This window comes from Cryptosporangium japonicum, from assembly GCF_039524755.1.
GTDB lineage: Bacteria > Actinomycetota > Actinomycetes > Mycobacteriales > Cryptosporangiaceae > Cryptosporangium > Cryptosporangium japonicum.
Window position 1 is genome coordinate 64,239 of sequence record NZ_BAAAGX010000009.1, and the last position, 24,500, is coordinate 88,738.

Below are 24,500 nucleotides of genomic sequence, written 5' to 3' on the forward strand. Positions count from 1 at the left end.
TCAAGGACTTCCGTGATCGATTGCGACGCACTTGTCATCGGGGCCGGCCAAGCCGGACTTGCCGCCGCTCGCGCGCTCCGCCGGGCCGGGCGGACGCCGATCGTGCTCGAGGCAGGCGACGCCCCGGTCGGGTCGTGGCCGTCGTACTACGCGAGCCTCACGCTCTTCTCACCCGCCCGCTACAGCGCCCTGCCCGGCATGCCCTTCCCCGGCGACCCGGACCGCTACCCGCACCGCGACGAGGTCATCGGCTACCTCCGCGACTACGCCGAGCGGCTCGGCGCCGACATCCGCCTCGGCGACCGCGCCTCCACCGTGACCCATGACGGCACCGCCTTCACCGTCGCAGTGGCCGGCCAGGAGTCGTTCCGGGCGCCGCTGCTGATCGCGGCCACCGGCGGCTTCGGCACCCCGCACCGGCCCGTACTGCCCGGCCTCGACCGCTTCACCGGCACGCTGCTGCACTCCGCCGACTACCGCACACCCGCCCCGTTCGCCGGACAGCGAGTCGTGGTCGTCGGGTCGGCCAACACCGCGGTGCAGATCGGCGCCGAACTCGCCGCCCACGCCCGCGTCACCCTCGCCAGCCGCCACCCCGTCCGGCTCGTCGCCCAGCGACCCCTCGGCCGGGACGTGCATTTCTGGTTCCGCGTCACCGGCTTCGACACCGCACCCATCGGCCCGCTGCCACGCACCCCGGCCCACACACCCGTCCTCGACGACGGCCGCTACCTCACCGCGCTGGCCAGCGGAAACCCCGACCAGAGGCCCGTCTTCACCGGCATCGACGGCGAAAGGATCACCTGGGCGGACGGAACAGCCGAACACGTGGACACGATCATCCTGGCCACCGGCTACCGGCCCAACGTCTCCTACCTCCAGCCCCTCGGAGTGCTCGACACCCACGGGACGCCACTACAGCGACGTGGCCTGTCCACCACGCACCCCGGCCTGGGCTACGTCGGCCTGGAATGGCAACGCAGCTTCGCCTCCGCCACCCTGCGCGGCGCCGCCCGCGACGCCCACTACGTCACCCGACGGCTCCACCCCCGCTGAGCTCGTACCGGCCGCGATTCTGCGCCGCAGCTCGATCCATCGGCCGATTCTCCGCGCTCCCCACCCGGCGCACGCTCAGAGCAGGACAACAGCTCACGGGGGTGACCGCATGACGAACAACGGCGTGGTCTTCAAATACTGCACCTGCAGCGACGGACGGCCCGGCCGACGCCGCAACCGCACCTGCCCACGGCTGAGCCACCGCGCGCACGGCCGCTGGCAATTCGACTGCCGCATGCCCGATCCCACCGGCCGGTCCAGACAAGTACGCCGCGGCGGGTTCCTCACCAAGACCGCCGCCTGCCGCGCCCGCGACGACCTCCTCGCCCAAACCCCCGAACTGCGCGCCGGTACCAGCTGGACCCTCCAAAACTGGCTCCACCACTGGATCAGCACACGCACCTCGATCCGGCCCACCACCCGGCGCAGCTACGAAAGCCACATCCAGCTCTACCTCGCTCCCGTCCTCGGCCACCACCGCCTCGGACAGGTCACCGCCCGGCAGCTCACCGCCGCCTTCGCTGAACTCGCCCAACACACCAACCGCTACGGCCAACCCCTCGCCGGCACCACCCTCCACCGGGTCCGGGCGACCCTGAGGGCGGCGTTCAACTTCGCCATCCGCGAAGGCCTGGTCACCGACAATCCCGCCCGCCGCATCGAACTCCCACCCGCCCGCAGACCGCACGCGGTCGTCTGGACCGACGCCCGCGTTCAGCACTGGCACCGCACCCAGGAACGCGACGCCGTCTCCGTGTGGACGGTCGACCAGCTCGCCGTATTCCTCCAGCGTGCCCAGCGCGATCGCCTCCACGCTCTCTTCCACCTCGTCGCGCTACGCGGCCTGCGGCGCGGTGAGGCGGTCGGGCTCCGCTGGTGCGACGTCGACCTCGACGCCCGGCAGGTCATGATCACTCAATCAACCACCGAGAGCGGCAGTGAGATCGTCACCGGCCCACCCAAGAGCGCCGCCAGCCGCCGCACCGTCGCGATCGACAAACACACCGTCGCCGTCCTACGCGCCCACGCCGAACGGCAACGCTTCGAACGCCGCGCCGCCGGGCTCGGCTGGACCGATACCGGCTACGTCTTCACCCGCATCGACGGCCGGCAGTTGCGACCCAGCACCGTGACCTACCGCTTCCGGAAACTCTGGAAAGACGTCGGCCTCCCGCCGGTCCGGCTCCACGACCTCCGGCACGGCGCAGCAAGTCTGGCGCACTGCGCGGGCGCGGACCTGAAGACGATCCAGGACCAACTCGGACACGCCAGCATCGTGCTCACCGCCGACACCTACACCAGCGTCCTGCCACCAGCCCAGCACGACGCGGCCGCCGCCACCGCCGTCCTCGTGCTCGACGCCGCGCGCCGGCTCCGCGGTGACGTGAAAACCGCGAACCGGCGCCGCCGCGCACGCACGAACGCACGCAACCGACGACTCCGCGAGAGCGAAAAACCGCAGGTCACAGGCTCACAACAGCCAACAGGACCCCGAGCAACACGGCGGAAAAAGCGAGCAACCAGTGAGCACGCACTGTCCGCATAGGATCAAGCGATAGCGCATTGCCCCAGGTCAGCGGGTGGGCCGCCTGGGGATCGAACCCAGAACCCGCGGATTAAAAGTCCGCTGCTCTGCCAGTTGAGCTAACGGCCCGGCGCAGGTCGCGACCGACCCTCCCGGCCGCGCCTCCTAGAAGTGTCTCAGACCCGAACCCCAACAGCGACAGACATCCCCCAGACCACGCCCGGTCACCGCCCAAACGGTCCGAAGGTGCCGAGTTTCTGACAGAAACGGGCGTCGCCGCTATCCATCGTTCACAGTGCTCACCTGGGCATACGGCGCGAAAGCGTCGCTCGGCGGCACAGTTCGACGGTGACAGGCGGGGATCATGAAGCGACGTTCGAGGACCGCACTGCTCGCCGCGAGCGCGGTCGTGATGCTCGTCTCGGTACTCGGGGTGAGCGCCGGTCCGGCGTCCGCGTCGTCGCCCGGTACCGGGGTGGTCACGACGTCACGACCGCCGCTCCTGCACCCGGCCTCGACGCCCTACCGTCACACGGGTCGCGCCGCGGTGGCGCTCACCTTCGACGACGGCCCCGATCCGACGTGGACCCCGCAGGTGCTCTCCTTGTTACGCAAGTACCACGTCAAGGCGACGTTCTGCCTGATCGGCGTCAACGTGAAGGCTCATCCGGACCTGGTCCGGAAGATCGCGGCCGACGGGCACACGCTGTGCAACCACACGATGCGGCACGACCTGCAGCTGAAGTCGAAGTCACGGGCCGCGATCGACGCCGATCTGCGGGCGACGAGCAAGCTCATCACCCGCGCGAGCGGCGGCGTGAAGCCGACGTACTTCCGGGCGCCCGGTGGCAACTGGTCCGGCGTGATCGTGTCGGTGGCCCGCCAGCAGGGCATGGCGTCGCTCGGGTGGGCCGTGGATCCGCGCGACTGGGCGAAGCCGCCGTCGAGCACGATCGTGTCGCGAGTGCGTGCCGGCATGGCCCCCGGTGTGATCGTGCTCATGCACGACGGGGGCGGCGATCGGTCCCGAACCGTGGCCGCGTGCAAGGTCCTGCTGCCCCAACTCACGTCCAAGTACCGCCTCACCCGGCTCTGACCTGGACTTTCCCCAGCACCGGGGGGCGCTTTTGCCACCCGACCCCGTTGTCGCATATGCTGATCTCGCTCCCGACGCGGACGGGGTGGGTGCGCCGCCCGGCGGACATGTGTGACAGCATGAACGCCGTTCGGGTAGCACGCCCTCATCGTCTAGTGGCCCAGGACGCCGCCCTTTCAAGGCGGTAGCACGGGTTCGAATCCCGTTGGGGGCACGGCAAGACTTGGTCTTACCCACCAGGTCCCGTGGAGCAGTTCGGAGTGCTCGCCGCCCTGTCAAGGCGGAGGTCGCGGGTTCAAATCCCGTCGGGACCGCTCTTGCTGCCGCGCTACGGCGCGGCAGCGGAGTGGCGTCGTTTGTCGCCGCATTCGGCCAGGTAGCTCAGTTGGTACGAGCGTCCGCCTGAAAAGCGGAAGGTCGGCGGTTCGACCCCGCCCCTGGCCACCAGATCCACGAGGCATCCTTGCAGCTCAGCAAGGGTGCCTTTCTTCACGTCCGGGGTGGGACGCAGACCCCGCGCGACCGCGACTGCCCGAGACTTAGGCCGCGCAGGGGCACTTGCCCCCTTCGCTCCGATGAATGCCGCCCGGCTTCACGTTCCACGATCTTCAGCACACCAGCCAGGCCCTCGACCGAGGCCACGCTGGCGGACCTGCGGAAGCGACTCGGCCACAGTTCACTTGCGGCGGCGAACCGGTGGCTGCGATGAACGCGAACCCGCCGGAGTGTGGCAGCCCTCTGTGCGGGTTGAAAACTCGCTTTCCCGCCGGCGGTCGGCGTGCGAGAGTGTGCGTGGCGTCCACGACCAGAAGGAGGTGCGGCGATGATCACAGCCATTGTTTCCGTGCCTCCCGTGGTCGGCTGACCGACGCCCTCACGGCCGCGGATGGCGCGCTGTCTCGCGAAGGACAACGCATGAGCGTCCGAATTCGGCACATCACGATCGACTGTGCCAACCCCTACGAGCTGGCGCAGTTCTGGTCGGCTCTCACCGGCTACGGCGAGCACCCGGAGGACGGCAACCACCCGGACGACCCGGAGGCGCTGCTCGTGGCGTCCGACGGTGGCCCGGATCTGCTGTTCGTCCCGGTGCCGGAGGCCAAGACGGTGAAGAACCGTTTCCACCTGGATCTGCAGCCCACCAGCCGTACCCGGGACGAGGAGACGGAGCGGGTCCTGGGCCTCGGCGCCACGCTCGTCGCCGATCACCGGAAGCCCGACGGCACCGGCTGGGTCACCCTGGCCGACCCGGAAGGCAACGAGTTCTGCATCGAACGGAGCGTCGCCGAGCGCGGCTGATCCCGCGGTGGAGCGCTGCGCGTGTCCCCGTGGCGCGCAGCGCCTCAAAAACGTCGGTGGTCACCGCTACGGTGCCACCGACGAAGCCAGGGGAGGCGACGGATGTTCGAGAACGACCACGACCGGGTCCCGACCGGTCGTGACGAGAACACCGAGGGGGTGGCTTCCGCGCTCCACGGTGCGGTGGCCCTGCTCCAGTCCTTGAACGCCGATGAGGCGTCGATGCCCGGGGCGGTCGCGTCCTGGGCCGCGGTGTACGGAACCGCGACCGTGGAACCCGACCTCGACGATCTGCAGCGTGAGTTCCGCGTGCGGCGTCCCCGCACGATCCCGGACGCGTTCATGGCCGGCGCGGTGGCGATGGGCGATGCGATCAGCGCACCCACGTCCGACCTGGTCAGCCAGCAGCTGGCCGCGCACGTGAAGATCGAGAACGAACTGTTGAAACGGCTGGCCCAGGCCACCGACCGCCCCGTGCACGACGTGCTGACCTACTTGGAGGAGTGGGCCACGATCGAGACCGCCGAGCCGCGCTAGCGGCCGCCGAGCGGGCAGCCCACGTAGCGGAGCCGAGCTGCCCGCTCGAGTCGAAATACTGGGAGCCATGGAGAGACCCACAGGTCAGACGAAAGACGTCGGATGGGAGATCGGCGTCTCGCGCACGATCCCGCACGGCTCGGCGGAGGTGTGGGCGTTCCTCACCTCACCCGAAGGCACCGCGCTGTGGGTCGGCCCCGGCGTGGAGCTCGAGCCCGCCAGAGGAGCGAAGTACGTCGCCGAGGACGGCACGAGCGGCGAGGTCCGCAGTTTCCGCCCCGGCGACCGGGTCCGCCTCACCTGGCGGCCGAGCACCTGGTCGCACGACAGCATCGTGCAGCTCGTCGTCCGCCCGGCGGCCACCGGAACCTCGGTGCGCTTCCACCAGGAACACCTCACCGACGCCGACGAGCGCGAGCGGCAACGCAACCACTGGCGCGACGTCCTCGACTCGATCACCGCCGCGCTCGCCCGGCAGTGAGTAGTCTCATTCCTATCAACAAACTAGGATTAGGCACTCCCACGCAAACACCGGAAGGGCCCCGATGAGCCTGACCTTCCACTGGTTCCTCCCGACCATGGGCGACAGCCGCAACCTCGTCGCCGGTGGTCACGGCGTCGATCTCGGGCGCGCCGCCGGCGACCGGCCGGCGTCGCTGGGCTATCTGACCCAGATCACCCGCGCGGCCGAGCAGCTCGGGTTCGTGGGCGCGCTGACCCCCACCGGCGCCTGGTGCGACGACGCCTGGCTCACCACGGCGATGCTGGCCGGCGCGTCCGAGCGGCTCAAGTTCCTGGTCGCCTTCCGGCCGGGCCTGCTCTCCCCCACGCTCGCCGCCCAGATGGCGACGACGTACCAGCGGCACTCCGGCAACCGCCTGCTGCTCAACGTCGTCACCGGCGGGGAGAGCCGGGAGCAGCGGCTCTACGGTGACTTCCTCGACAAGGACGCACGCTACGACCGCACCGACGAGTTCCTCGAGGTCGTCACGCGGCTCTGGCACGGCGAGACGCTGTCGCTCGACGGCGAGCACATCCAGGTCGCGGACGCCCGGCTCAACCGGCTCCCCGACCCGGTGCCCGACGTCTATTTCGGGGGATCGTCGCCGAAAGCCGGCCTGGTCGCCGCCAAGTACGCCGACGTCTACCTCACCTGGGGTGAGAAGCCCGAACAGGTCGCGGAGAAGATCGCCTGGGTCAAGGGCCTGGCCGAAGCGCAGAACCGCACGCTGCGGTACGGCATCCGGCTCCACGTCATCAGCCGGGACACCTCGGAAGAAGCTTGGGCCGAGGCCGGTCGGCTGCTCCAAGGCCTCGATCCGGAGACGATCCAGCGCGTCCAGCAGGGGCTGGCGCAGAGCGAGTCCGAGGGCCAGCGCCGGATGGCCGAGCTGCACGACCGCGGCCGCGCCAGCACCGCCTTGCGGGACCTGGAGATCGCGCCGAACCTGTGGGCGGGTGTCGGCCTGGTACGCGGCGGGGCGGGCACCGCGCTCGTCGGCAGCCACACCGAGGTCGCCGACCGGCTCGTCGAGCTCCACCAGCTCGGCATCGACGAGTTCGTGCTGTCGGGCTACCCGCACCTGGAGGAGGCGTACTGGTTCGGCGAAGGCGTCCTGCCGCTGCTCCACCGGCGGGGGCTCTGGGAGCATCCCGACGCCGCGACGCTCGACGTCCCGCACGTGGACGTGCCGTTCGCCGGCACCGCCGGTCGCGCGCTGGAACCGGCACCTCACTGAAACAACACTCAGCGCCACCGATCAACCATCGGACGCAAGCCCGCCGCCCGGACTCCGCGTACTGTCCGACCCCAGCGGTAAAGTTCGCCGACGACGTCGCCAGCACCGGAGAGTAGCTCGATGACCACCACCCCGCTCGAGGTCCTGGTCGTCGACGACGACGCGGGCGACGTCCTGATGATCGAGGAGGCGCTGAGCGCCAACGACGTCCCGAGCAACCTGCACGTGGTGTCCGACGGCGTCGAAGCCGTGGCTTTCCTCCGGAGAGAGCCGCCGCACGCCGACGCTCCGCGCCCCCAGCTGATCCTCCTCGACCTGAACATGCCCCGCATGGACGGGCGCGAGGTGCTCGCCGAGGTCAAGGGCGACGAGGACCTGCGATCGATCCCGGTCGTGGTGCTCACGACGTCCGCGCTCGACGAGGACGTGATCCGGAGCTATGAGCTGCGCGCCAACGCGTTCGTCACCAAGCCGGTCGACCTGGACCAGTTCACGTCGATCGTGCAGCAGATCGAGACGTTCTACGGTCGGACGGTTCGCCTTCCGCGGTGATCGCGTCCAGGCGGGCCGCGGTCTCGGCGCGATGCTGGTCGGCTCGCTGAAGGGTGCGTTCCGAGCCGGCCAGCGCACGCTGGGCGTCGGCCAGGCGCTGTTCGGCTTCGGCCAGCACGGCGGCGGCTTCCTCACGCGCGTGCCGGGCCACGTCACGCCGGCGGCGTGCTCCGTCCCGTTCCGACCGGGCCACCACCACCGCCTGCTCGGCCACCGCATGAGCCTCCACGGCACCCGCCCACTCCGCCTCCCCACGCCCCTCGTACGCGCCCCGAGGATCGCCGCCACGCCCGCCCCCGTGAACGCCGCCCCGAGGTTCCCCGTCGCCCCCCGAGCCTCGCGGAACAGCGCGCCGACCGCCCACACCCCCTGTGGATGACGACCGCCCTGTGGACGAAGCCCCTGTGGATGAAACTCCCGCGGACGAACCGGCCTCGGGCAGCGGGCCGAACCCCACGTACGACTCCCCCCGAACCAACCGACCCGACAACACCCGCCGCGCCACCGCCGCGTCGGCCACCGCCGCGTTCAGCGTCGCCTCGAGATCGGCGACCACGGCCGGCTCCAACCCGATCACCTCCGCGCGAGGAGGCACCGACTGGGCCGCCAACCGCGCGGCCACCCCGACGAGCGTCGCCACCCGACGCCGCTTTTCCGCCGATAAAGACCGGATCGCCCCGGCGTCACCCCGGCGCTGAGCGTCCGCCAACTGCGCTCCGAGGTCGACGAGCGCCTGCACCTCGTCCCGGTGTTCACCCACCAGCAGGTTGACGCACCACGCGGCGACGGTCGGCCGGCGCAGCAGTTTCAGGCGCCCGGCGAGCGCCGCCCGCTTCTCCCCTTTGAGTTCCGCGACCCGGACGTCGCGGGCCGTCGTGAACTGCACCGGCGGTAACGCGTAGAGCGCGGCCGCCTCCTGCTCGTAGTCCATGGACCGACCTCCGATCGAACGCCCCGCGTTCATCGGAGCACAGATCGTTAGTTATCCACAGACCTTTCCACAGACGTCAGGACGCGTGGGTGTGGTGCGTCCAGTTCTCTCCGTCGTACCAGCGCAGCCCCGGCTGCCCGTACGGGTCCGGGTACCACCCGGCCTCGTACTCCGACGACGTGGCCGACGAGGAACCGGCCGCCGGGGCCGAGCCTCCGACGGCGTCCGGCTTCGTGTCCTCGATGAGCGCGTCGACCTCGGTCTCGGTCAGGTCGAGCAGCTTGCCGACCGCCACCAGGTCGTCGCGTTCCTCGTCGGTGACCTGTTTGTCGGCCCACGCGGTGGCGGCGAGCGTGCGGACGTACTGGCGGTGGGCGTCGCTCTGCTCGGCCTCGAAGATCGCGAGCGCGCCGGCGAGGTCCTTGAGGTGGATCGCCTCGGTGAACGAGAGCACCCGGTCGCTGACCGCGTTGTCCAACGCGCCCAGGTAGGCGCTGACCGGCCCCGACTCCTCCGGCGAACGCGGCGCTTCCTCGACCACCTCGGCGACGAACTCGCTGTCGACCTCGGGGTTGGGAGCCTTCACGTCGGGCTCAGCCGCTATCCCGGCGTACGCCGCTGCCATCCGCGCCATCTCCGGGCTGACGATCGCGGTCATCTCCGGATCCGGAGCCTCCCACTCCTCCTCGGCCCGTGGCGCCATCTGGAAGTCCTGCATCGGGATGCGCGGCCACGACATCCGGCGCGCGCGCTCGATGTACTGCACCCACGGCGAGGGCAACGTCGGCCGCTGCGCGAGGAACGTCCCGAACAGGCCACCGGCGGCGCGCGCGTTCGTCAGCGCGGAACGCGGGCCTTCGAGCGGGACACCGGCGGCCGCGCAGCACTGTTCGAGCGTGCGGCCGGGCAGCGAAGGCAGGTAGCGGGGCGCGTTCGTCATCGTGCAGATGGCCGGGACGTGCGGCATCTCGAACCCGGCCCGGCGGAACTCCTCGTCGAGGAAGGCCGAGGTGAACAGCAGGTTGTGCCCGACGAGCACCTTGCCTTTCAGCCACTCCACCAGCCAGCCGGCGAGCTCGTCGAAACGCGGGGCGTCGAGGACGTCCTCGTTGCGGATGCCGTGGCCGTCCGCGGGCCCGATGTCCACACCCGGGTTGAGCAGGGTGGCCGCTTCACCCATCGAGTTGCCGCGCTCGTCGAGCACCACCACGGCCAGCTCGACGACCCGGTGTTCCTTGGGGCTCAGCCCGGTGGTCTCGGCGTCGATGACGACCCACGTCGGGGCCCCGGCTTCAGTCGTCACGCTCATCGCGTCGAGCTTAGGCCACCCACCCCCGACCCCCGCCAGCACTGCGCCCGAAACGTTAGATGAGGCGCATCTGTCGAGCGGCGGGGCGGCGGGGCTCGTCGGACGTGCCGGTGCGGTCCAGGAGGCCGTCGTCCACCGGGGTCAGGAACGGGGTCAGCGCCGCCGACACCGACTTGCCGCGCCGCGTCACCGTCCTCGGCGCCGACAGGAAGAGCCGTCGCTGCGCCCGCGTCACGCCGACGAAGAACAGCCGCCGCTCCTCGGCCAGCCGCTCCTCCGGGTCGTCCTCACCGGGGAACCGCAGCGGCACCACGCCGTCAGCGCACCCCACGATGAACACCACCGGGAACTCCAGCCCTTTCGCGGCGTGCAGCGTCAACAGCGACACCGCGTCCGCCCGCGGGTCCAACGCGTCCACCTCGGCACCCGTCGCCACGAAGGCCAGGAATCCGGAGAGGTCGGAATCGAACGACGAAGCCACCGGGCGGAGCAACTCCACCGCCGCCCACACGTCCGACGCCCGGAGCGACGAATCCTCGGAGAACAGGTCCGGCTCCGAGGCCCGCGACGCCAGCGCGGACCCCGCCGCCTGCAGCCGCGCGAGCACCGAACCGGGCAGCAGCGCCATCTCGCGCAACATCGCGGGCACCGCGGGCCGGTCCGCGAGCCGGTCGACACCGCGCTTCTGGAACGGCAGCCCGGCCGTCGTGAACGCCGACTGCAACGCCCGCGACTGCGCCGCCGACCGGTACAGCACGGCCACGTCGCCGAAGTCGTAGTGCTCCTCGACCTCGTAACCGTCCACCCGGCCCGAGTCCAGCGAATGGAACGACGACCCGCCCACCAGCGAGTCGATCGTCGCCGCGACCCAGCCGGCCTCGGACACCTCGGTCGCGACCGCGTGCACCGCGATCCGCGCCGCGCCCAGATCGCGGCGCTCCGCCGAGAGCCCGCGCCCCGGCACCAGCGTGCCCGGCCGCACCACCTGCACCGCGGTCGCCACGATCGGCGGCGCCGACCGGTAGTTCCGGGTCAGCGTCACGGTCGTCGCCGTCGGGTAGTCGGACGAGAACCGCAGGAAGAACCCGACCTCCGCGCCCCGGAACGAGTAGATCGACTGGTCCGGGTCGCCGATCGCGAACAGGTTCCCGTCCGGCGGCACCAGCTCGCGCAGCAACGCGTACTGCGAGGCGTCCACGTCCTGGTACTCGTCCACCAGCACGTGCGACCACCGCGACCGGTAGGAGGCCGCGAACGGCACGGCCAGCGGCACGAGCTCGTCCAGTTCCAGCAGCCCACGCGCACGCAGCCGCTTGCGGTACCCCTCGAGCAGCGGGTCCGGCACCGCCGAACCCGGCGCCAGATCCAGCTCCGCCAGCACCGCGGAGACGTCGGCCTCGTCGGCCACCGACGGCGGCGAATCGAACCCCAGCGCGGCGAACTGCTCGCGGCAGATCGTCAGCGCCAGCGCGTGGAACGTCGCCACGAACGGCGAACCGGACCCCGAGGGCAGCAGGTCCGAAAGCCGCGTCGCCAGCTCCCCCGCCGCACGCCGGGTGAACGTGATCGCCAGGCACGACTCCGCCGCCACACCCCGCTCGGTCACCAGGTACGCCACCCGGTGCGTGAGCGTCCGCGTCTTGCCGGTGCCCGGCCCCGCCACCACGATCAGCGGCCCGTCGGGCGCACCCGCGGCCGCCCGCTGCTCCGGGTCGAGCCCCTCGAGCACACCCCAGTCCGGCACGTCGAACGGCAAAATGTCTACGCCGGCATGGTCGGCCGCCGCCGGCTCGTCCGCGCGGTCACCCGGTGCCCCGCCGTACGAGGCCCCGCCGTGCGTGGCGGGCCCCGTCGCATCCTGCTCGCCCCGTGCGGTGGTTCCCGTCCCGCCGCGCGGCGACGGAATCGCCGCGGTCTCGACCAACGCCGCCGGATCGGCGGTCCGCCCCATCGCGGAGCCGCCCTTACGCCGGGCGGCGGCACGGCCACGGGCGGCGGCACCGGCGGTGGCCGGGCCCTCGGCGCTCAGTGCGGCGGCCGCGACGGCCGGAGCGGACCCGCCCGCGGCGGTCACGGCCGTTCCGGGGGCTTCCGCGCCCGCCGCCCGCTGCGCCTGCGCCGCGGTGGTTCGCCGCGTGGCGTGATCATCCTGGGAAGGCAGATCGAAGAGCGCGGACGTTCCGGTAGACGCCTTCAGTTCGGACGGCTCGAAGAGCCGGATCACGCCGTACTCGCCGTCGTAGCCGGGCCGACGGATCACCTCGCCGCGGCGGAGGCGGGCGATCGCCTCGCCGAGCAGCTCGCCGCCGACCGCGGCGACCTGGTCGACCGGCACCTCGGTGAGGATGTCGAGCTCGGCGCCGAGCGCGGCGACCAGGCCGTCGACCTCGCGGGTCACGGTCTTGCTGCGCGGGCCGACCGAGTGGAGCTCCCCGACGATCTCGGGCAGCGGAACGAGGTTGCGGAAGTCGGCCTTGCCGGGCGGACGTTCACCGTCGGGGCGGTCGGCCAGGGCTTCGACCCGCGACAGCACCCCGACGGTGACCGGTTTGCCGCAGACCTCGCACTTCCCGCCGGCGGCGATCGTCTCGGCCGGCTGCCAGCTCAGGTTGCAGGCCCGGTGCCCGTCGGCGTGGTATTTGCCCTCTTCGGGAAAGAACTCGACCGAACCGGCGAACCCCTCGCCGGTGCGCAGCGCTTCCTTCACCGCGAAGTAGTCCAGTTCGCAGTCGTAGCTGTGTGCTTCCCGGGCCAGCGCCGGCGGCGAGTGGGCGTCGGAGTTGCTGACCAGCGTGTACCGATCCAGTGAGGACACCCGCCAGTTCATCGCCGGGTCGGAGCTCAGCCCGGTCTCGACGGCGAAGATGTGGTCGGCGAGGTCGGCGTAGCAGTCGGCGATCGCGTCGAAGCCCGACTTCGAGCCGAGCGCGGCGAACCAGGGTGTCCAGATGTGCGCGGGAACCAGGTAGCCGTCGGGGCTGGCTTCGAGCGTGATCTCGAGCAGGTCGCGCGAGTCGAGCCCGAGGATCGGGCGGCCGTCGGAGGCGATGTTGCCGATCTTCGCGAGCTTCGCGTTGAAGCGGCCGACGGCTGCCAAGTCGGGCAGATACACCAGGTGGTGCACCTTGCGTGTCTTGTCGTCACGCTTGTAGATCGTCGAGATCTCGACGCTGAGCATGAACCGGACCGTGCTCGCCGCGACGATCCCCGGAAGCGTGCGATCGACCGATTTCGCGAGGTCGTCGTTCAGCCGGTACAGGCCGGGCTCGGCCTCGACCAGCGTCTCGTGCAGGTGCGCGTTCCACGCCGGGTGGGTGAAGTCGCCGGTGCCGACGAGGGTGAGGCCTTTGCGCTTGGCGAACCAGGTGAGGTGCTCGAGGTCGCAGTCACGGCTGCAGGCGCGGCTGTACTTCGAGTGGATGTGCAGATCCGCGTGGAACTGGGGGCGCGGCATCCCGCGATCCTCCCACGAGCCACAGTGGCCTCACGCCCCCGCCACGCGCGGCTCAGAAAATGACTCGCAGCAGCAGCGCGCCCAGGATGATCAACGCGATCAGACCGCCGATGCGGAGAAGTTCTCGGCGCAGAGCGGCTTTTCGGGCGGCCTCGGCGGCCCGTTCCATCGCGCGTGCCCGCCCCGCGCGCCGGGCCTCGTGCAGGCCCGACACCTCGGCCGAGAGCTTCTTGTCCAGTTCGGCCAGCCCCTCCAGCAGGGGCTCCGGAGCGTCGTAGGAGATCGTCGGCGCCGCGGACGAATCCGGCACCAGGATGTGCGCTGCGACCAGCCGCGCCTCCGAGTTGGCCAGGGTCCGCTTCGCGTAGACCTGCCACTCCTCGCACCGCGCGAGCGCCAACTCCTGCGCGGTCTTCGCCCGCGCGATCGCCGCCTCCTCGTCGGCCTTCGCCGTGCGACGGCGTTCGTCGACCAGGTTCGGCAGGCTGGCCAGGTGCTTCACGGACTCGAGGTAGTCGATCCACTCCCCGTCCGGTGACGGCTGCGTCATCATCCACCTCCGGCGGGCAGGCCGAACGGCACGACCGGCACCGGCCGGCCACCGTGCGAGAGATCGCAGAACAGCCCCCGGTGCATCTGCGGCTGATAGCGCAGGTAAGGCCCCAGCACGCCCTGCACGTCGGCCTCCGGGGCGCGCAGGAACACGTAACCGCCGACCAGCGGCGCGAACTCGTACCCGACGTGCTCGCTGAACACACGCAGGCTGTTCCACCAGCCGATCAGGTGGACGTCGACGAGCGGACCCTCACGCACGAGCGTCCGCAGCGCGTCGGTGGGTGCGCCGCCCTGGTCGTCGTCGTAGAGGTCCAGCCGCGCGGCGCGGTGCAGGCCGATGCCGAGCACGTAGATCGGCCGCCGCTCCGCCAGCAGCCCGGCCGAGTGTTTGCCGCCGACCGCGATGCGTTCGTCGACGATGCTCGCCAGCTCGGCCAGCCCGGCCCCGACCGAACCGGCGGTGTGCACGGTGACGCCGTGGTCGTACGCGCCGGCCGCCTCGGCCAGCAACGCGGTCTCGGGCGACCCCGCGTCACCGCCGACCGCGTCGAGCAGCACGAACTCGGCGCCGCCACGCACGTGCTGGGCGGCCAGCGACCACACCACGGCACCGAGCGTGCCGAACGCGTCGTCCCGGCCGTCGCCGACCACCGCGAGCGTGCGCCCCGGGTCGGCGGTCAACCCGAACGCGACCGGCGCCGGATCGACGTCGACCGGCAGCCCGAGCAGCGCGAACTTCGTGTCGTCGCCGGGCGGCGCGTCGCTGAGCACCCGCTGCAGCGCCTGGGTGAGCAGGTTCGGGTCGGACGGGCGCGCGGCGTAGAACACCCGCGGCGCCGCCGGCCGACCGGCCTTCTCCCACAGTTCGTGACGCAGGTCGTCGAGCACGTGCTCGTCGGCGTACGCGACGACGCCCCGCCGGTTGTGCGTCGGGTCGCCGTACTCGCGGTTGAACACGATCTCGCCGCGGAAGCGCAGCTGGGCGGCCTCGGTGTTCTGGCGCCCCAGCACGGCCTCGGACTCGCTGGCCTCGGTCTTGAGCGAGAGCCGCCACGGGAACTGGCCGAAGATCGACCGTTCCTTGGTGACCAGCGTCTCGATGCCGCTCAACGTCTGTGAGGCCAGCACCAGGTGGACGCCGACGGCCCGGCCGCGCCGCGCCAGCGTCTCCAGGATGACGATCGACGCGCGGGCGATGTCGTCGTCCTCGGCGACCAGCACCTGGAACTCGTCGATGACCAGCAGCAGCCGCGGCACGGTCTCGGTGGGGCGCAGCGTGCGGTAGGTGGCCAGGTCGTTCGCGCCGGCCAGCCGGAACTGTTCCGCCCGGCGGCGGAACTCGTTGTCCAGGTGGCGCAGCGTGGCCAGGCCGAACGCCCGGTCGCCCTCCAGGCCCAGCACCCGCGCGTGCGGCAGGTGCCAGGGACGCCCCGGGCGCGGGCCGAGCCGGTCGAACTCCAGCCCGTCCTTGAAGTCGAGCAGGTACATCGCGACCTCGTCGGGCGAGTACGAGGCGGCGATCGAGTGCAGGAGCACCAGCAGCAGGTTCGACTTGCCCTGGCCGGAGGCGCCACCGATCAGGACGTTCGGCAGCGACGGGTCGGAGCCGCGCAGCTCGAGCTCCACGGTGTCCAGGCCGGCCCGGCCGATCTTCGCGGTCATGCCGCGGATCGCGTCCTCGGTCCAGATCTTGTCGCGCTCGGGCAGCAGCGCCTGGAAGTCGACCACCGGCGCGGCACCGCGGCGGGCGCCCTCCGCGACCCGCGCGGACACGTTCTCGATCAGCTCGCGCGGCGGCGGCTGATCGGGGCGCACCGTCACCGCGGGCAACGCGCTCACCGTGATCGCGGAGTTGCGGCCGCGCGCGATGTTCAGGTGACGCAGCAGGTCCTGCGCGTTGACGCCGTCGTCGGCGTCCGCCCGCGGATCGTGGTGGACGATCAGCGACACGCCCCGGCGCGGGCCGCCCTCGGCCAGCCGGATCAGTTCGGTCTGGGCCCGGCTGTCCACGCCGTACGGGTAGTCGCAGATCACCAGCAGCCGGTAGGGCTCCGGCTGCACCCCGGTGGCCTCGGTCAGCGCGGCCAGGTCGGGGACGCCGTGCGCACCGGCCAGCTCGGCCACCCGCATCACGGCCGAGCGCAGCAGCGTCAGCCGGGAGAGCAGTTCGTTCGGGGTGGCGAGCGGGTCGGCGAGCAGGTCGTTGCCGGCCTTGCGCAGCGCGGCGAACGGGCTCGTGACGCCCCGGATGCGGGGGTCGTAGGTGACGATCTCCAGGCGGCCGGGCGGAGCGGACGCGAGCGCGCGCAGGAGCAGCGTGTTGATCGTCTGGAGCGGCCAGTCCTTGTCGTCGCCCTCGGCGATCAACCCGATCGACGCGACGTCGAGCAGCGGGACGAGCGCGGGCAGATGCTCGGGGTTCGCGTTGCCGCTGCTGGGCGACGCACCCGGCACCGACAGCGAGCCGATGCGGATGTAGCGGGCCGGGTTGCTGCCCAGCCAGTCGTCCGAGCGCCAGCCGACGTCGTTCCAGTCGGCCGCGGCCGCGAACGGCGCCACCCGGCCGGCCCGGTCGAGCAGGGTGTCGCGGGCACGCACGTACGCGGCCTCGGCGTCGGCGCCGGCACTCTGGATCGCGCGGTGGGTGCGCCGGGCGGCGTCCCGCTCGGCGATGTCGTAAGCACCGGTGGCGGCGCTGCGCCCGGCGTCGGCGGCCGCGAGCACCGCGTCCACCGTGCCGCGCAGGCGCAGGAACGTGGTGCGGATCTGGCGTTCCTCGTCGGGCAGTACCTCGGCGGCCTGATCCGGCTCTCCCAGCGGGGAATCTCCCGGCGGCCGGGTGCGGGGCTCACGGGGGGCTTTGGACCGACGTCCACCGGCCCGGCGCGTTCCCGGACCGCCCGGGCCACCCGGGCCGCCGGCTTGGTTCGTGCGGGGAGGCATCATCCGACGCGTCGTCTCCTGGGTCTCCGGGGTTCAGCCGGCGCTACAGGGTGCTCGCGAACTTCTTGCCCTCGGAGGCCGCGTGCTGCAGGGCGGCCGAGGCCTCCTCCAGCTTTTTCTCCGCAGCCTGCAGGGCGGCCACCATGTTCTGATCGGTGCGCCGCGCGGAGCCGCCGATCGTCCCCTGAACCGCGGGGATGACGTCGGAGAAGTTTTGTTTCATCGCCAGGAGTTGCTGGGCCGTCCGTGTTGCCTTGTCGGACAACCCGGAGAGCCGCTGTCGCAACTGGACGAGATTCGACTGGCTCGACACCGAACTGGTTCCTCACTTTCAGTGCCCTGGGGTGAACCCCCCGTGAAGTAGGGTAGCCGCTCATTCGCGGGGTCAACCCTGTCCGCATCGCGTTCCGCACGGTGGGACGCGTCACGGCGACGACCGAGAGTAACTACCGGTCCGCGCCGGTCGTCAGCCGACCTCCAGGCTCCGGAGCGCCGCGCGCATCCGGTGGATGTCGGCTGCGTCCAGATTGGCCTGCCGGTCGATTTCGAACTCGGCGATCTGCCGGTCGTTGTCGCCTGGTTCGGTCAGCGATACGTGGATGATGCCGTCTTCGTCGTACGAGATGACGATGTCGAACTCGACCGCGCCGAGCGCCTGAGGAATGCCCAGCCGGGCCGAGCCGACGACCGTGGCGAACCGGAGATCGGTGTCGTCGCCTTCGGTGACGACGAGTAACACCTCGCGCTGATTTTCCGCGAGCGTGCGGAACCGGCGCCGGCCCTGGCACGGGATCGGGGTGTTGCGCGGGATGACGATCGAGTTGACCTGCTCGCCGCTCTCCCGGGCGCGCGCCACCACCCCGACACCCTGGGAGGTGACGTCGTTGACCGTGACGGTCCGGCGTGGACGGCTCTCCGGGTGCCGCCGGGCGTTGGACAGCACGTCGGCCAGCACGGCGGCGCCGAGCGCGACCGCCTCGTCGGGGTGGACCGACCGGTCGGCACGCACGCCGGTGCCCTTCTCGACCATCGTCGTGACCATCGGCATCCGCGTCGAGCCACCGACCATGAGGACGCTGCCCAGCCGGCCGAAGCCGACCCCGGCCTCCTCCATGACCTCCTGGACGATCTCCTCGGTGCGGCGCAGCAGCGGGCGCGTGAGAGCCTCGAACGTCGGCCTGGTCACCGTCACCACGTGGTCGCCGCCGTCGACCTCCATGCTGATCTTGGCCTCCGGCAGCGTCGAGAGCTGCCGCTTGGCCTGCTCGCAGTGCTCGCGCAGTATCGCCTCGGTCTCGCCGTCGTCGAGGCCGGGCGAGAGCAGCCACAGGCCGGTGGCCTTCTGCATCAGCTCGGAGACGTGGATCATCAGCGCGTTGTCGAAGTCGAACCCGCCGAGGTTGCGGTCGCCCGCGGTGGCCAGCACGTCGAACCGGCCGTGGCCCATCCGCATCACCGTGCAGTCGAACGTGCCGCCGCCCAGGTCGTAGACGAGGAGCGTCTCCTCCCGGTCGGCGTTGTAGCCGAACGCCAGCGCGGCCGCGGTGGGCTCGTTGAGCACCCGCAGGACGTCGAGCCCGGCGATCTCGCCCGCGTCGGCGGTGGCTTTGCGGCGGGCGTCGTCGAAGTAGGCCGGCACCGTGATCACGGCTTCCGACGCCGGCTCACCGAGCGCGGCCGAGGCGTCCTCGGCCACCCGCTTGAGGATCATCGCGCTGATCTGCTCGGCGCTGAACTCCTCGCCGCTCGCCGTCGGGAACCGCCAAGTGGGGTCGCCCATGTAGCGCTTCACGAACTCGACGCAGTCGGTGGGGGCCGCGGTGACCGACCGGCGCGCGGCCATGCCCACGACCGGTTTGTTGCCGCGGAAGCAGACGACCGACGGCGTGGTGGGGTGCCCCTCCCGGTTGTGGAGGATGTACGGCTCGCCGTTCTTCGCGACGCTGGCCGCCGCCGAGAACGTCGTCCCCAGGTCGATCCCGATCGCACTCATGCCGGCTCCTCCCTCCGGTCGGAGCCGGCCTGAGTGCGACGCAGCTGTGCTAGCCGGACCTCACGCAAGCGCTCGGTCATGCCGGCTCCTCCCTCCGGTCGGAGCCGGCCTGAGTGCGACGCAGCTGTGCTAGCCGGACCTCACGCAAGCGCTCGGTCATGCGGTACCTCCGCCCCTCTTCCGCTTCGGCCGACGCCGGGCTTCGGCGTCCTCGTCGCTCCCGGAGTTCGGATTGCCCGGCTCCAAGGCGAAGGAACCGCCACCGGCCCGGCCGTCCGGTTTGGCACCGCCGCCCCGGTCACCCGGGCCGCGGCCCACCCGACGCGGCACCGTCTCGGCGATCAACGCGGCGTTGCGCTTGTAGACCGGTTCGTAGCAGGTGTACAGCAGCGCACCGACGAACGTCAGCAGGACGATGAGGACGCCGACCGCGAACGACCGCTGGACGAGGTCCCCACCCTGGCTGGCGCGGTAGATGTTCGGGGCGCAGCAGCAGCCGGAGACCAGCAGCAGCCCCAGCCCGATCGGCCACCGCCAGTTGCGCCGGAACGCGTTGCGTGAGAACCGGCGACGCTGTGCGCGGCGGGCGTACTCCTTCTGCTGCTCGAGGTCCTCGAGCACGGCCGGGTCGGCCGGCCGCACCGAGATGCCCCGGTTGGCCAGCGCGAGCACGTAGTTCGCCTGGGCCTCGCTGGCGATCACCAACCGCCCGTCCGGCAGTTCGTGCTGCGCGGCGACCGCGCGCTCGGCCAGCGACGTGCCCAGCGCGGTGCGGACGTCGCCGTCATCGGGCCGGGCGCGGTAGGCGTCCTCGGCCTCGCGGACGGCCTCGTCGACGCGTCCGGCACGCAGGAGCGCGGTGACGATGCGCACCCGGTAGTCGATCCGGCTCGGGTCCAGCTCGGCGGCGGTGCGGTACGCGGCCACCGCACGGTCGGGCCGGCCGCTGCGGTCGAGGATCCAGCCGCGTTCGGCGTGCAGGTGGGCCGACTCGGGTTCGAGCGCCAACGCCCGCTCGATCGAGGACTGGGCGGTCTCGGTGTCGTCGGAGCGCGCCGCCGCGTCGGCGAGCACCGACCAGGCGTACGCGTTCTGCGGGTCCTCGTCGACGGCGCGCCGGGCGGTGAAGATCGCCAGATCGGACTGACCGCTCTTCAGCTGCTCGACCGCGCGGACCAGCCACTCGCGGGCGGCCGGCGCGACGGGCGGCGGGCCGGGCCGGTCACCGCTCGGCGGCGTCTCCGGCGGCTCGGTGGCCTCGGCCGCGTGCGGTGCGCTGGAGGCGCCGTGCGCGGACCGGGACGGCGGGCCGGACAGCAGCGCGCGTTCGGCGGCGTCCAGCGCCTGCATCCAGCGCTCCGCCTCCTGGCGGGCGTCGATGTCGGGCGCGGTGGTGCGCCGACGCCACTTGCGACGTTCCGCGGTGATGCGCTGGCGGATCGTGGTCTCGTCGGCGTTCTGGTCGAGACCGAGGAGCGTGTAGTGGTCGCCGTCAGGGGCGAGCGGACCCCCAGGGCTGCCCACTGCGCGACCTCCGCTGTTCCTTGCGCCTCCCGGGCGCGGCCGGTGGCGGTCACGCTCGTGCTCGGACTATAGCCTCGCGTATTCCGTCAACGCCCGTACGTCCGTCGACCGGTACCGGGACCAAAAAAACGCGACCCACGACGGAGGTGTCGTGAGCCGCGCTCTGGGAGTCTTCTGCGACCGGGAGGGCTGTGAGGGCAGCAGGTCGCGCACCCGGAAGTTCAGTCGCCGGTCCGCTGCTGCGGGATGCCGGCCAGGAGCGCCCGAACCTCCGACTCGCGGTAGCGACGGTGGCCGCCGAGGGTCCGGATCGCGCTCAGCTTGCCGGCCTTCGCCCAGCGGGTGACGGTCTTCGGGTCGACCCGGAACATGGTCGCCACCTCGGCCGGCGTGAGCAGCGGCTCCGATTCGGGGGTGCGGGTAGCCATCGATTTCTCCTTCAGAGGGGTATGCGACGGGGAGGGCGTCGCATTGCCCTCCATACTCCCGGGTGTCCGCCTTGCCCGACATGGTCCGAAAGGATGATCCTGCGTACCGATCCGGCCTAATAGGGGAACAGTGCGCATACCGGCCGTTTACTGACGGTAGTCCGAAGGGTCGGTAGGGGCACTGTATCCGCAGGTAGGCCCCCATTCGACGGTGGTTTTAGGGCTTCTCAACCGTTCGGCCAATACGGATACCGCTCTCCCGACTGGTCCACCTGTCCGCCCTTCATTGAGTGACCATCCCTTTGCTGGAAGTGGCTGTCGATCGGTCGAGGCGCGTTCGTCTTTCCGGTCAAGCGCAAATCTGTTGCGATTCCGAGGTGTGATACGCGTCACGAAAACCTCGCGTCCCGGCCGGCGCGCGTCAGGCGACGACGGCCGTCGCGGTGGGGCTATCGTCCTCGAGCGTCACCCGAGAGACGATCGACAGACCCGCGAGGTGCCGAACGTTGGGTGGGGACGGTACGGTGTCACTACGAGACATGCCATCATCCGGGGCCTCTCGCATGACGCCCCGATACACCTGTGCGAGGGGGTCGAGCCAATGGGGCGCGGCCGTGCTAAGGCTAAGCAGACAAAGGTCGCGCGTGAGCTGAAGTACAGCTCTCCCAACACCGATCTGAACGCTCTCCAACGGGAGCTTTCGGGCTCCCCTAGTTCCGCCTCCACGGATGACGACGAGTACGAAGACGAGTACTCAGGTCGTTACGACGAAGACGACTGGGCACCGCGGCGCTGAGCCGCGAAACCCAGTTGCGACGTCGCCCGCTCCGTCGCCGCGCCGGACCTTTCGGCGCGGCCCCCTTATGTCGGGGGGAGCGGGTCCGGGCCGAAGAGAGCAAGATCGTGGGAGTAATGCTCACGCTTGAACCCGAGGGGGTGGGGAGAGTCACCTCACGGTGACTGAGTGCGGGATCTTCGGTAGCCCGCACGCTCCCTTCTGGGATGCTGAACCGCGGAGCGATGAACGGCGCAGGCTTGGTTTGCGCTGTTCATGGCACTTGACGTAGGTCAGCTTGCCCCGCGCGATCGAGTAGTCCGCGCGGCCCGGAGAAGGAGACAGTCGTGACCAGCCAGCACGCGGCTTATGGGGCGGTTTTCCCGATCAGCGACCAGCTGCCGCTGGGTCGGATCACCGCCGATCTCGCGAGCATGGCGCTGCGGTCGGGCGAAGTGCTCGGCAGCGACGGCGTGAAGACCGGACACGACCCGGACGAAGCGTCGGGGCCGGACTTAGTGTCACCGGAGGACGCTGGAGCCGCGCGTCCGTTCGGGCTGCGTTTCGCGACGCTTCCCGACCGGGCCGTGAACCTCCCGCTGGACACGATCGCCTACGACGACGACTCCCAGGTGGCGCTGGCCAGAGAAGGTGCCGGCTGGGCGCCGCTGGCCAACCACTCGATGGGGTTGACGCTGCGCACCACCGGCCAGATCCCGCGCGAGGACGAGATCCACGACAAGTCGTCGTAGAGGTGCCGCCCACCGTTCTGATCCTCACCGAACGGCTCGATCCCACCGCCGACCTGGTGGTGACCGCACTCGCCGACCGCGGTGTCGCGGTGTTCCGCGTCGACACCGCGGACTTCCCGGCGCTCCTCACGGTCACCGCCGAGCTGGACGGTGACCACTGGCGCTCGGAACTGCGCTCCCCGTTCCGCTCGCTGGCGATCGCCGACGTCTGCGGGGCCTACTACCGGCGCCCGTCGGCGTTCACGTTCCCGGCGATGAGCACGGCCGACCGGCAGTGGGCCGAGCTGGAGGCCCGGATCGGGTTCGGTGGGCTGCTCGCGCTGGTGCCGAACTGGCTCAACCACCCCAGCCGGATCGGCTATGCCGAGTACAAGCCCGTGCAGCTGGCGACGGCCGGCCAGGCGGGCCTCTCGGTGCCACGCACGCTGATCACCAACGACCCGGACGACGCCCAACGCTTCGCGCGGGAGATCGGCCCGGTCGTCTACAAGCCGTTCTCGTCACCGGTGGAGCGCGACGGGCGTCGGATGTTCGTGTACACCTCGCCGGTGGAGGCCGGTGACCTGGCCGACGAGTCGATCCGGCACACCGCGCATCTGTTCCAGGAGCACCTGGACAAGGCGTACGAGGTGCGGCTGACCGTCGTCGACGAGCAGCTCTTCGCGGCGGCCCTGACCGCACGCTCAGCGGCCGCGACGATCGACTGGCGCAGCGACTACGACGCGATCGAGTACACGGTGACGACAGTGCCCGACCGCGTGCGGACCGGGCTGCTCCGCATGATGCGCCAGCTCCACCTGCGCTTCGCCGCGGTCGACTTCGCGGTGACCCCGGCCGGTGAGTGGTACTTCCTCGACCTCAACCCGAACGGCCAGTGGGCCTGGATCGAACACGAGACCGGCCTCCCGATCTGCGCGGCGATCGCCGCCGCGCTGACCGGGGACTGACCTTAGGCCGGGTGCTCGTCGACCAAGCGGACCATGCCGGTGCCGGACACGATCTCGCCGGCGACCCAGGCGCTGATGCCGCGGGCGTTGAACGACGCGACCGCGCGGTCGGCGTCCGACGGCGGCACCACGACGATCATGCCGACGCCCATGTTGAACGTCCGCTCCATCTCCGGCCGGGTGACCCGCCCGATGGCGCTGACCAGGTCGAAGATCGGCTGCGGCCGCCACGTGGACCGGTCGATCACCGCGTCGACGTCCTCGCCGATCACGCGGACGACGTTGCCCGGCAGGCCACCGCCGGTGATGTGCGCCAGCGCGTGCACCTCGCACTCCTCGATCACCGCGAGGCACGGCTGCGCGTAGATCGTGGTGGGCGTGAGCAGCTCCTCGCCGAGCGTCCGCTGGTTGCCCAGCTCGGCCACGACCTGGTCCAGCCGCATCTTCCCGTCGGCCAGCAGCGCGTGACGTACCAGCGAGTACCCGTTGGAGTGCACCCCCGACGAGGGCAGCGCGATGATCTGGTCACCGGCCTTGATGCGCTCGACCCCGAGGATCTTGTCCGCGTCGACCACACCGACGCCGGTGGCCGCGATGTCGTACTCGCCCGGCGAGAGCAGCCCCGGGTGCTCCGCGGTCTCCCCGCCGAGCAGCGCGCACCCCGCCCACCGGCACCCGTCGGCGATGCCACCGACGATGTCGGCGACCTTCTCCGGCACGACCTTGCCGATCGCGATGTAGTCCTGCAGGAACAACGGCTCGGCGCCACAAACCACCAGGTCGTCGACGACCATCGCGACCAGGTCGACGCCGACCGTGTCGTGGATGTCCATCGCCTGGGCGATCGCCAGCTTCGTCCCCACCCCGTCCGTGGACGAGGCGAGCACCGGCTTGGAGTACTTCGCGGTGTCGAACGCGAACAGCCCGGCGAACCCGCCGATGTTGCCGACCACCTCGGGCCGGAACGTCTTCTTGACCTTCGAGCGCATCAGCTCGACCGCACGGTCACCGGCCTCGATGTCGACGCCGGCCGCGCGGTAGGAGCCACCGCCCTCCGTGGCATCGCGTGACGTACGCGTCACTCG

General features: G+C 71.0%; 21 protein-coding genes and 4 tRNA genes. 14 read left to right on the top strand and 11 right to left on the bottom strand.

Annotated elements, in window-relative coordinates; translation table 11 throughout:
• Window positions 1-12 precede the first annotated feature (12 nt).
• Complete coding sequence (locus ABD437_RS11385) at window positions 13-1,056, top strand: flavin-containing monooxygenase (RefSeq protein ID WP_344648757.1); 1,044 nt, start codon at window positions 13-15, stop codon at window positions 1,054-1,056.
• Window positions 1,057-1,165: 109 nt separating this feature from the next.
• Window positions 1,166-2,602, top strand: coding sequence for a site-specific integrase (locus ABD437_RS11390; protein WP_344648758.1), 1,437 nt, complete (start codon window positions 1,166-1,168; stop codon window positions 2,600-2,602).
• 35 nt (window positions 2,603-2,637) lie between these two features.
• On the opposite strand, the gene ABD437_RS11395 is transcribed toward ABD437_RS11390, so the two are convergent.
• Window positions 2,638-2,710 (bottom strand) — tRNA-Lys (locus tag ABD437_RS11395).
• Window positions 2,711-2,945: 235 nt separating this feature from the next.
• Here ABD437_RS11395 and ABD437_RS11400 point away from each other — a divergent pair.
• From ABD437_RS11400 to ABD437_RS11440, 9 genes are all read left to right on the top strand, one after another.
• On the top strand, window positions 2,946-3,677 hold the full coding sequence (locus tag ABD437_RS11400; RefSeq protein WP_344648759.1) for a polysaccharide deacetylase family protein: 732 nt from the start codon (window positions 2,946-2,948) through the stop codon (window positions 3,675-3,677).
• Window positions 3,678-3,818: 141 nt separating this feature from the next.
• Window positions 3,819-3,891: transfer RNA gene (locus ABD437_RS11405), tRNA-Glu, on the top strand.
• A 25-nt stretch (window positions 3,892-3,916) separates the two neighbouring features.
• Window positions 3,917-3,991 (top strand) — tRNA-Asp (locus tag ABD437_RS11410).
• Between the two features lie 56 nt (window positions 3,992-4,047).
• Window positions 4,048-4,124, top strand: a tRNA-Phe gene (locus tag ABD437_RS11415).
• Between the two features lie 468 nt (window positions 4,125-4,592).
• A complete protein-coding gene (locus ABD437_RS11420) occupies window positions 4,593-4,976 on the top strand; it encodes a VOC family protein (protein ID WP_344648760.1) in 384 nt (127 codons plus the stop codon).
• Window positions 4,977-5,078: 102 nt separating this feature from the next.
• On the top strand, window positions 5,079-5,513 hold the full coding sequence (locus ABD437_RS11425) for a hypothetical protein (RefSeq protein WP_344648761.1): 435 nt from the start codon (window positions 5,079-5,081) through the stop codon (window positions 5,511-5,513).
• Window positions 5,514-5,580: 67 nt separating this feature from the next.
• Window positions 5,581-5,994, top strand: coding sequence for an SRPBCC family protein (locus tag ABD437_RS11430; protein WP_344648762.1), 414 nt, complete (start codon window positions 5,581-5,583; stop codon window positions 5,992-5,994).
• Window positions 5,995-6,058: 64 nt separating this feature from the next.
• Window positions 6,059-7,252 carry an LLM class flavin-dependent oxidoreductase gene (locus tag ABD437_RS11435; RefSeq protein WP_344648763.1) on the top strand — a complete coding sequence of 398 codons (1,194 nt, stop codon included), beginning with the start codon at window positions 6,059-6,061 and terminating at the stop codon, window positions 7,250-7,252.
• Window positions 7,253-7,372: 120 nt separating this feature from the next.
• Entirely contained in the window at window positions 7,373-7,804 is a 432-nt protein-coding gene (locus tag ABD437_RS11440; protein ID WP_344648764.1) for a response regulator, read from the top strand.
• On the opposite strand, the gene ABD437_RS11445 is transcribed toward ABD437_RS11440, so the two are convergent.
• From ABD437_RS11445 to bldC, 9 genes are all read right to left on the bottom strand, one after another.
• A complete protein-coding gene (locus ABD437_RS11445; protein ID WP_344648765.1) occupies window positions 7,743-8,735 on the bottom strand; it encodes a hypothetical protein in 993 nt (330 codons plus the stop codon). The genes ABD437_RS11440 and ABD437_RS11445 overlap by 62 nt on opposite strands.
• A 76-nt stretch (window positions 8,736-8,811) precedes the next feature.
• A complete protein-coding gene (locus ABD437_RS11450; protein WP_344648766.1) occupies window positions 8,812-10,044 on the bottom strand; it encodes an exonuclease domain-containing protein in 1,233 nt (410 codons plus the stop codon).
• Between the two features lie 55 nt (window positions 10,045-10,099).
• On the bottom strand, window positions 10,100-13,498 hold the full coding sequence (locus tag ABD437_RS11455) for a UvrD-helicase domain-containing protein (RefSeq protein ID WP_344648767.1): 3,399 nt from the start codon (window positions 13,496-13,498) through the stop codon (window positions 10,100-10,102).
• Between the two features lie 52 nt (window positions 13,499-13,550).
• On the bottom strand, window positions 13,551-14,048 hold the full coding sequence (locus ABD437_RS11460; RefSeq protein ID WP_344648768.1) for a hypothetical protein: 498 nt from the start codon (window positions 14,046-14,048) through the stop codon (window positions 13,551-13,553).
• Window positions 14,048-16,999 (bottom strand): FtsK/SpoIIIE domain-containing protein, encoded by a 2,952-nt coding sequence (locus tag ABD437_RS11465; protein WP_344648769.1) that lies wholly within the window; start codon window positions 16,997-16,999, stop codon window positions 14,048-14,050. Before ABD437_RS11465 ends, ABD437_RS11460 begins: the two co-directional genes overlap by 1 nt.
• A gap of 40 nt (window positions 17,000-17,039) precedes the next feature.
• A complete protein-coding gene (locus tag ABD437_RS11470; RefSeq protein WP_035858684.1) occupies window positions 17,040-17,309 on the bottom strand; it encodes a hypothetical protein in 270 nt (89 codons plus the stop codon).
• A gap of 153 nt (window positions 17,310-17,462) precedes the next feature.
• The gene (locus tag ABD437_RS11475; protein WP_344648770.1) at window positions 17,463-18,989 is read right to left on the bottom strand and encodes an Hsp70 family protein; all 1,527 of its coding nucleotides are present in this window, start codon (window positions 18,987-18,989) and stop codon (window positions 17,463-17,465) included.
• Between the two features lie 156 nt (window positions 18,990-19,145).
• Window positions 19,146-20,513, bottom strand: coding sequence for a tetratricopeptide repeat protein (locus ABD437_RS11480; RefSeq protein WP_344648771.1), 1,368 nt, complete (start codon window positions 20,511-20,513; stop codon window positions 19,146-19,148).
• Window positions 20,514-20,734: 221 nt separating this feature from the next.
• A complete protein-coding gene (gene bldC / locus ABD437_RS11485; RefSeq protein WP_035858691.1) occupies window positions 20,735-20,941 on the bottom strand; it encodes a developmental transcriptional regulator BldC in 207 nt (68 codons plus the stop codon).
• A gap of 601 nt (window positions 20,942-21,542) precedes the next feature.
• On the opposite strand from bldC, the gene ABD437_RS11490 reads away from it, so the two are divergent.
• From ABD437_RS11490 to tgmB, 3 genes are all read left to right on the top strand, one after another.
• A complete protein-coding gene (locus ABD437_RS11490; protein ID WP_344648772.1) occupies window positions 21,543-21,737 on the top strand; it encodes a DUF3073 domain-containing protein in 195 nt (64 codons plus the stop codon).
• Between the two features lie 326 nt (window positions 21,738-22,063).
• A complete protein-coding gene (gene tgmA, locus ABD437_RS11495; protein WP_344648773.1) occupies window positions 22,064-22,468 on the top strand; it encodes a putative ATP-grasp-modified RiPP in 405 nt (134 codons plus the stop codon).
• A gap of 2 nt (window positions 22,469-22,470) precedes the next feature.
• On the top strand, window positions 22,471-23,415 hold the full coding sequence (gene tgmB, locus ABD437_RS11500; protein ID WP_344648774.1) for an ATP-grasp ribosomal peptide maturase: 945 nt from the start codon (window positions 22,471-22,473) through the stop codon (window positions 23,413-23,415).
• A 2-nt stretch (window positions 23,416-23,417) separates the two neighbouring features.
• Here the strand turns inward: tgmB and purM are convergent, their stop codons facing one another.
• Window positions 23,418-24,497: a phosphoribosylformylglycinamidine cyclo-ligase gene (gene purM, locus ABD437_RS11505; protein WP_344648775.1), complete on the bottom strand. Its 1,080-nt coding sequence runs from the start codon at window positions 24,495-24,497 to the stop codon at window positions 23,418-23,420.
• Window positions 24,498-24,500 lie beyond the last annotated feature (3 nt).

What these genes read in the sequence shown, in the direction of transcription:
- ABD437_RS11445 (WP_344648765.1), bottom strand. Translation starts at nt 8,735, where the DNA reads ATGGACTACGAGCAGGAGGCGGCCGCGCTCTACGCGTTACCGCCGGTG.
- ABD437_RS11460 (WP_344648768.1), bottom strand. Translation starts at nt 14,048, where the DNA reads ATGACGCAGCCGTCACCGGACGGGGAGTGGATCGACTACCTCGAGTCC.
- ABD437_RS11420 (WP_344648760.1), top strand. Translation starts at nt 4,593, where the DNA reads ATGAGCGTCCGAATTCGGCACATCACGATCGACTGTGCCAACCCCTAC.
- ABD437_RS11455 (WP_344648767.1), bottom strand. Translation starts at nt 13,498, where the DNA reads ATGCCGCGCCCCCAGTTCCACGCGGATCTGCACATCCACTCGAAGTAC.
- ABD437_RS11490 (WP_344648772.1), top strand. Translation starts at nt 21,543, where the DNA reads ATGGGGCGCGGCCGTGCTAAGGCTAAGCAGACAAAGGTCGCGCGTGAG.
- ABD437_RS11425 (WP_344648761.1), top strand. Translation starts at nt 5,079, where the DNA reads ATGTTCGAGAACGACCACGACCGGGTCCCGACCGGTCGTGACGAGAAC.
- ABD437_RS11390 (WP_344648758.1), top strand. Translation starts at nt 1,166, where the DNA reads ATGACGAACAACGGCGTGGTCTTCAAATACTGCACCTGCAGCGACGGA.
- ABD437_RS11430 (WP_344648762.1), top strand. Translation starts at nt 5,581, where the DNA reads ATGGAGAGACCCACAGGTCAGACGAAAGACGTCGGATGGGAGATCGGC.
- bldC (WP_035858691.1), bottom strand. Translation starts at nt 20,941, where the DNA reads ATGGCTACCCGCACCCCCGAATCGGAGCCGCTGCTCACGCCGGCCGAG.
- ABD437_RS11465 (WP_344648769.1), bottom strand. Translation starts at nt 16,999, where the DNA reads ATGATGCCTCCCCGCACGAACCAAGCCGGCGGCCCGGGTGGCCCGGGC.
- ABD437_RS11400 (WP_344648759.1), top strand. Translation starts at nt 2,946, where the DNA reads ATGAAGCGACGTTCGAGGACCGCACTGCTCGCCGCGAGCGCGGTCGTG.
- ABD437_RS11440 (WP_344648764.1), top strand. Translation starts at nt 7,373, where the DNA reads ATGACCACCACCCCGCTCGAGGTCCTGGTCGTCGACGACGACGCGGGC.
- ABD437_RS11435 (WP_344648763.1), top strand. Translation starts at nt 6,059, where the DNA reads ATGAGCCTGACCTTCCACTGGTTCCTCCCGACCATGGGCGACAGCCGC.
- ABD437_RS11450 (WP_344648766.1), bottom strand. Translation starts at nt 10,044, where the DNA reads ATGAGCGTGACGACTGAAGCCGGGGCCCCGACGTGGGTCGTCATCGAC.
- ABD437_RS11475 (WP_344648770.1), bottom strand. Translation starts at nt 18,989, where the DNA reads ATGAGTGCGATCGGGATCGACCTGGGGACGACGTTCTCGGCGGCGGCC.